The organism is Shewanella profunda (genome assembly GCF_023283765.1).
Taxonomy (GTDB): Bacteria; Pseudomonadota; Gammaproteobacteria; order Enterobacterales; family Shewanellaceae; genus Shewanella; species Shewanella profunda.
The window spans coordinates 1-5,654 of record NZ_JAKILG010000084.1; the positions used below are offsets into that span (position 1 = coordinate 1).

The window sequence follows — 5,654 nt, forward strand, 5'->3', positions numbered from 1 at the left end:
ACTGAGTAGTTGTTCTGTATGTTTTCATCACCTGCTCCAAATTTATCATTGAGCAGGTATTTTCAAATAGGCAGATTAATGATGCGAGGTGTGGTTCGCTAGACGGTTACGAAAAGCTAGGGAGTTAGGCCAATGAAAAAATGTTTTTATGCTTCGTTAACAGAAGCCCAACTGGCTGTCCAAGTCCTCAGCATCACCTCTAAGCCAGATTACCTACAGCGCTACCGTGAAGACCCGCGCTTGCCCAGTCGCCCTGATACAGTCTATTCCGTCGACTGGCAATCCTGGCCCACATTTTTAGGTACAGAAAATAAATTCTATACCTCCATCGCCGAAGCCCAACTAGCTGTCCAAGCCCTCAACATCACCTCTCAGCCAGATTACCAACAGCGCTACCGTGAAGACCCGCGCTTGCCCAGTCGCCCTAATGCAATCTATTCCGCCGACTGGCAATCCTGGCCCACATTTTTAGGTACAGAAAATAAATTCTATACCTCCATCGCCGAAGCCCAACTGGCTGTCCAAGCCCTCAGCATCACTTCTCAGCCAGATTACAAACAGCGCTACCGTGAAGACCCGCGCTTGCCCAGCGCCCCGAATGCAACCTATTCAGGCGACTGGCAATCCTGGCCCACATTTTTAGGTAAAGAAGAAAAAACATTCTATACCTCCCTCGCCGAAGCCCAACTGGCTGCCCAAGCCCTCAACATCACCTCTCAGGCAGATTACCAACAGCGCTACCGTGAAGACCCACGATTACCCAGCAACCCTAATGCAATCTATTCCGCCGACTGGCAATCCTGGCCCACATTTTTAGGTACAGAAAATAAATTCTATACCTCCCTCGCCGAAGCCCAACTGGCTGTCCAAGTCCTCAGCATCACCTCTCAGCCAGATTACCTACAGCGCTACCGTGAAGACCCGCGCTTGCCCAGTCGCCCTGATACAGTCTATTCCGCCGACTGGCAATCCTGGCCCACATTTTTAGGTAAAGAAGAAAAAACATTCTATACCTCCCTCGCCGAAGCCCAACTGGCTGCCCAAGCCCTCAACATCACCTCTCAGCCAGATTACCAACAGCGCTACCGTGAAGACCCACGATTACCCAGCAACCCTAATGCAATCTATTCCGCCGACTGGCAATCCTGGCCCACATTTTTAGGTACAGAAAATAAATTCTATACCTCCATCGCCGAAGCCCAACTGGCTGTCCAAGTCCTCAGCATCACTTCTCAGCCAGATTACAAACAGCGCTACCGTGAAGACCCGCGCTTGCCCAGTCGCCCTGAGACAGTCTATTCCGGCGACTGGCAATCCTGGCCCACATTTTTAGGTAAAGAAGAAAAAACATTCTATACCTCCCTCGCCGAAGCCCAACTGGCAGTCCAAGCCCTCAGCATCACTTCTCAGCCAGATTACAAACAGCGCTACCGTGAAGACCCGCGCTTGCCCAGTCGCCCTGAGACTGTCTATTCCGCCGACTGGCAATCTTGGTTTGAGTTTTTACTACCAAAGCAAATACAAACACTTAAAAAATTAAAAGACGCATGCAAAATTTTAGGAATCAAGAATTCACTACAGTATCGCCACCTACAGAAAAACTATACGCAAATCCCCTCGAAACCTGATAAGAAATTTACAGATTGGATAGATTGGTATGATTTACTAGATATTCCCAAACCATATGAACTTCATGAGCTCAAAAAAATAGTCCGTTCCCATAATTGTACATCTCTGGCTGATTATAAAAATTTACGCATCAAACTGAACGACCCAAAAATGCCGGCATCTCCGATTGAGTATTATGAAGGTGACGGTTGGACCAATACTTTTGATTTCTTTGGAGTCAAAAGACCGTATCAAGTACGATATTTTGAACCAGAGTGGAAGCAATGGGGTGATTTGATAACCGAGTTTTTGAAAACGGCAAAAGGAGGAGATACAAAAGTCAAAGACCTATGTGAATTTGTCCGAGAATATATTGACCCCAACAAGTTCGAAATATCTCCACTTGATTACCTGACTCGCGGCAAAACAAATATTCAGCCTATGCTTGAATTATTTGAATTAGTACCTATCACTCGTAAGAAAAAATGGCTCTTCTCAATCAATGAACTTTTAGACTGGCTCATCGTAAAATTCTTAACCATAGAAGATGAGGATACAGGTGAGGTCTCACGTATAAAGGGGGCAAAAAACCCATTTTCTCACATTAATTTTGATGGGGAGCAAATACCTGTTTCACTTAATGAAACCAATAAATTAGCATTACCTTATCAATTTGTAAAAAGCGCTCGAGAATGGATATTCCCTCAGGGAAATTTTGAAAAGATCGGTTATTCAGAACTTCATCATCTACATAAATTTTCGGCCGATTGGGTACAAGTTGATGACTCCTTAGAAATTAACCCATCAGATCCTGACTGCGTTACCAAAGTTGAAGGGGGGAAAACGTATCTTTGGCTCCCTATCTATTGGACCTATACCTATGCATTAATGCAATTACCGGCAAGAGGAAGGCAAATTGTCTACTGCGACTCAGGCGAAGCAGATCTTGAGATAGCCAACTTTCTGCAGGGAAAAGTATCTTGGGTACCAAATAGAAACAAATTGGCAGGTTTAACCGATTGCCAAAGTATGATTAACAAAACTCAAGATGGGGATTTTGGCGTTTACTACACATCCAACAAAACTAGTTTTGATGGGAGAGGTTATAAAATTCCATTTATGCCCATTGAGTTAGCGTATTGGCTAATCAAATTAAGAAAATGGCAGGAGAAATACAACCAAATTGACAACCCTACTGAGTGGCTAGATTGCACCAGAACCAATTTGAACGAACTCCAAAGGAAACAAAAGGGGCACAACTGCTTCTTATTTCGTGACTTTCAAGAAAATGAACCAGGTACATTTGCTGGAAGGTTGGCTTCTAGGCTTGCTGCTGCGTTATTTTTCTCTTCTGACGATCAACTCGTTTCTGCTACCTACTCAGGGCAAACTCACCAGGAGTGCGCATTTCAACTCAAGCAACAGCAATCAATTGCCCTTGCGCCATTTAAATCCGCCTACACACCACACGCTATGCGCGTTAGCCTGATTAATGCCTACGCTTATGAATTTGGCATGCCTATTGAAGTCATTATGAAGCTGGTCGGTCATTCTTCAATCATCATGTCTATTTACTACATGAAGAGCGATAAGACAGGAGCCAATATTCGAGAGAAAGTTACTCTTGGAGAAAAGCAGGCATTAAATAAAGCAGCAGATTCACTAAAAAGTTTTATTGAATCCCAACGAATTGAACAATGTAAGAGCCAGCTCATCGCTAACAATACTGAGTTTCTATCAACCATCGATAATGCTAGACCTGCATCGAGTTATCTTTTCAGAGACTTTGGCATATGTCCTGTTGGTGGAGGGTTTTGTAACGAGGGGGGAGCTGCTGTCGCTATGAAAGCCAATATTTATCATCCTGTTACTGCCGGCTATCTCGGGGAGCAAAACTGTATTCAGTGTAGGTTTTTTGTCACTGGCCCTGCATTTATGATGGGACTGGCTGCTGTATTTAACGAATTGTGTTTGGCAATTAATACACAATCTCAACGTTACAGTCTTTTAGAGAAAGAGCTCGACGATACTGCAACTAAGATAGACATACTCTCACATCAAATATATCAGCAGAAATCACAAAGTACTCAAACGTCTATTTTGGAAGGTGAAAAGCTTAAACTTCAATCTGAACGACGAGATCTGAACTCAGAAATTGAAGTCAAAGCAAAAAAAATGGATTTATACATGAGTGATATGAATGCCCTTCATAAACACTTATTTAACTGTCAATCTATCATTAATCAAGACTCATCATCTGAAGAATCTAAGCTACAACTGATTGTCCCTAGAGACTTTTCAGTGAATTTTGAAATAAGCGAAGTAAGCGGTTTTCAACAACTATCTGAAGTATGTGAAAACGCAGAGCTTTACCACAGTTGCACAGATGAACAAGCAGTGACAAGAAGGAGTCAAGCTCTCGATAAGATGTTGGTGAAGAACGGTATTACCCCCCATTTTTTGCATTTAAATGAAGCAGAACAACTTGTAGTGGGTAACCAAATGACTCAATTGATGCTCTCAAGGCTAAAAAGCTGGGAAAAAATCGACAGGCTTATCGATGGTGATTTGGCTTTAAATGATTTTGAAGATAGTGAACGAATTTCTAAGAACGAATTGAAACAACTTTTTATGGGGGCAACCCCTCTTAAACTGGTCGAATAATATGACTGTAATATCTCCTGAAGTCGTCTTGAAACAGCTAAAATCTGAGGTTTCAGAGCGAGTACAACACTCTCTGCAAGCTATATATCAAATTTGCATAGAGCAGCAACAAAGGGGCCTGAATGAATTTAGCTATGCGACAATTGCTCGGCTTGGTCAAGGGCGAGGAGTACCTGCTGCACAAAGCATTCGAAACAAAACAGGTAAAGCCTATCGCACTTTAATTTCAAGCTTTGCCAAGCCCCCCCCAAACTCCCCAAAGATTAACAAACCAAGCTATGGCAAAAGTTATGCTTGGATAGATGAACTTAAAGATCCAGTTGTAAAACTACAAGCAAGGATCTTGTACTCACAAAAAATTGCTGCAGAGCGGACAGTCAATGAGATAGCTCCTATCAACCAAGTAATAGAGATCTTTGATGGAAGTTCGTCTGATATTCTCACAAAAAGGCTAACAGGCCTTGAGCGAGAGGCTCTTGAGTATCTGTTGTCTGATGAATTTAGACGGCGGAATAAATTGGAGGTAGGGCAGCATGGCAGTATAGTATATGGCAATGATAACGAGCCTTTTTTACCCGTTGCAACGATTGATGCTATAAAAAAGGCTTTACAGTACCTCTAGATAAATCTGTAGGAAGAACCTTGAAAACTAACTTGATCACCCGCGAGGGCTTCGACAAGCTAAATGCAGAACTTAACCATCTTTGGCGTGAATACAGGCCTGAAATAACGAAAAAAGTGGCTTGGGCAGCGAGTCTTGGTGATCGCTCAGAAAACGCTGACTACAAAGAAAATAAGAGATTACTTAGACAAATCGACTCTCGTGTCAGATTCCTAAGAAAGCGCATTGAAGCAGTTAAAATTGTTGAGTATTCCCCTCAACAGGATGGAAAAATATTTTTTGGTGCTTGGGTTCAAATAGAAAATGACGCCGGTGATAAAAAAAGCTTTCGCATAGTCGGCCCTGATGAGATCTATGGAAAAAATGACTATATCTCGATAGATGCCCCAATGGCTCGCGCTTTATTGAAAAAAGAAGTGGATGATGAAGCTGTAGTCAGTACACCATTAGGTGAGCATACTTGGTACGTAAATTCTATTTCCTACCAAAATCCTCAAATAGAGAATGATAAATAGCAAAAACTGTTTAAAAAAATGCTTCACATGAAAACCTGTGGGAGTAGAATGTAAAAATAATTACCATGTTTCACATCCCAGAATTCAGAGCCAAGACTAGTCGCAACCAAATCGAACGTTACTGGTTATCGTAAACCCCCTGTGTCAGGATTGTTGTCACCCCTAAATAATCATTATGTTTAAAGACAGGGTGCGGCAAAAGAGAACGATATGGCTCGGTATTCACCAGAACGTAAAGAGGCGAT

The 5,654-nt window shown here is 42.5% G+C and carries 3 protein-coding genes; all 3 read left to right on the forward strand.

From position 1 onward, the window contains the following. Positions 1–132: 132 nt before the first annotated feature. The 3 genes from gmtZ to greB are packed head-to-tail and all read left to right on the forward strand — an operon-like array spanning position 133 to position 5,409. Entirely contained in the window at positions 133–4,272 is a 4,140-nt protein-coding gene (gmtZ, locus tag L2744_RS21110; protein WP_248993720.1) for a gamma-mobile-trio integrase GmtZ, read from the forward strand. A gap of 1 nt (position 4,273) precedes the next feature. Next, positions 4,274–4,894, forward strand: coding sequence for a gamma-mobile-trio protein GmtX (gene gmtX / locus L2744_RS21115; RefSeq protein ID WP_248993721.1), 621 nt, complete (start codon positions 4,274–4,276; stop codon positions 4,892–4,894). Between the two features lie 20 nt (positions 4,895–4,914). Then, positions 4,915–5,409, forward strand: a complete 495-nt coding sequence (gene greB / locus L2744_RS21120) for a transcription elongation factor GreB (RefSeq protein ID WP_248993722.1) — start codon at positions 4,915–4,917, stop codon at positions 5,407–5,409. Positions 5,410–5,654: the final 245 nt, after the last annotated feature.

Coding starts and splice junctions, on each gene's coding strand:
- gmtZ (WP_248993720.1), top strand. CDS start 133: ATGAAAAAATGTTTTTATGCTTCGTTAACAGAAGCCCAACTGGCTGTC.
- gmtX (WP_248993721.1), top strand. CDS start 4,274: ATGACTGTAATATCTCCTGAAGTCGTCTTGAAACAGCTAAAATCTGAG.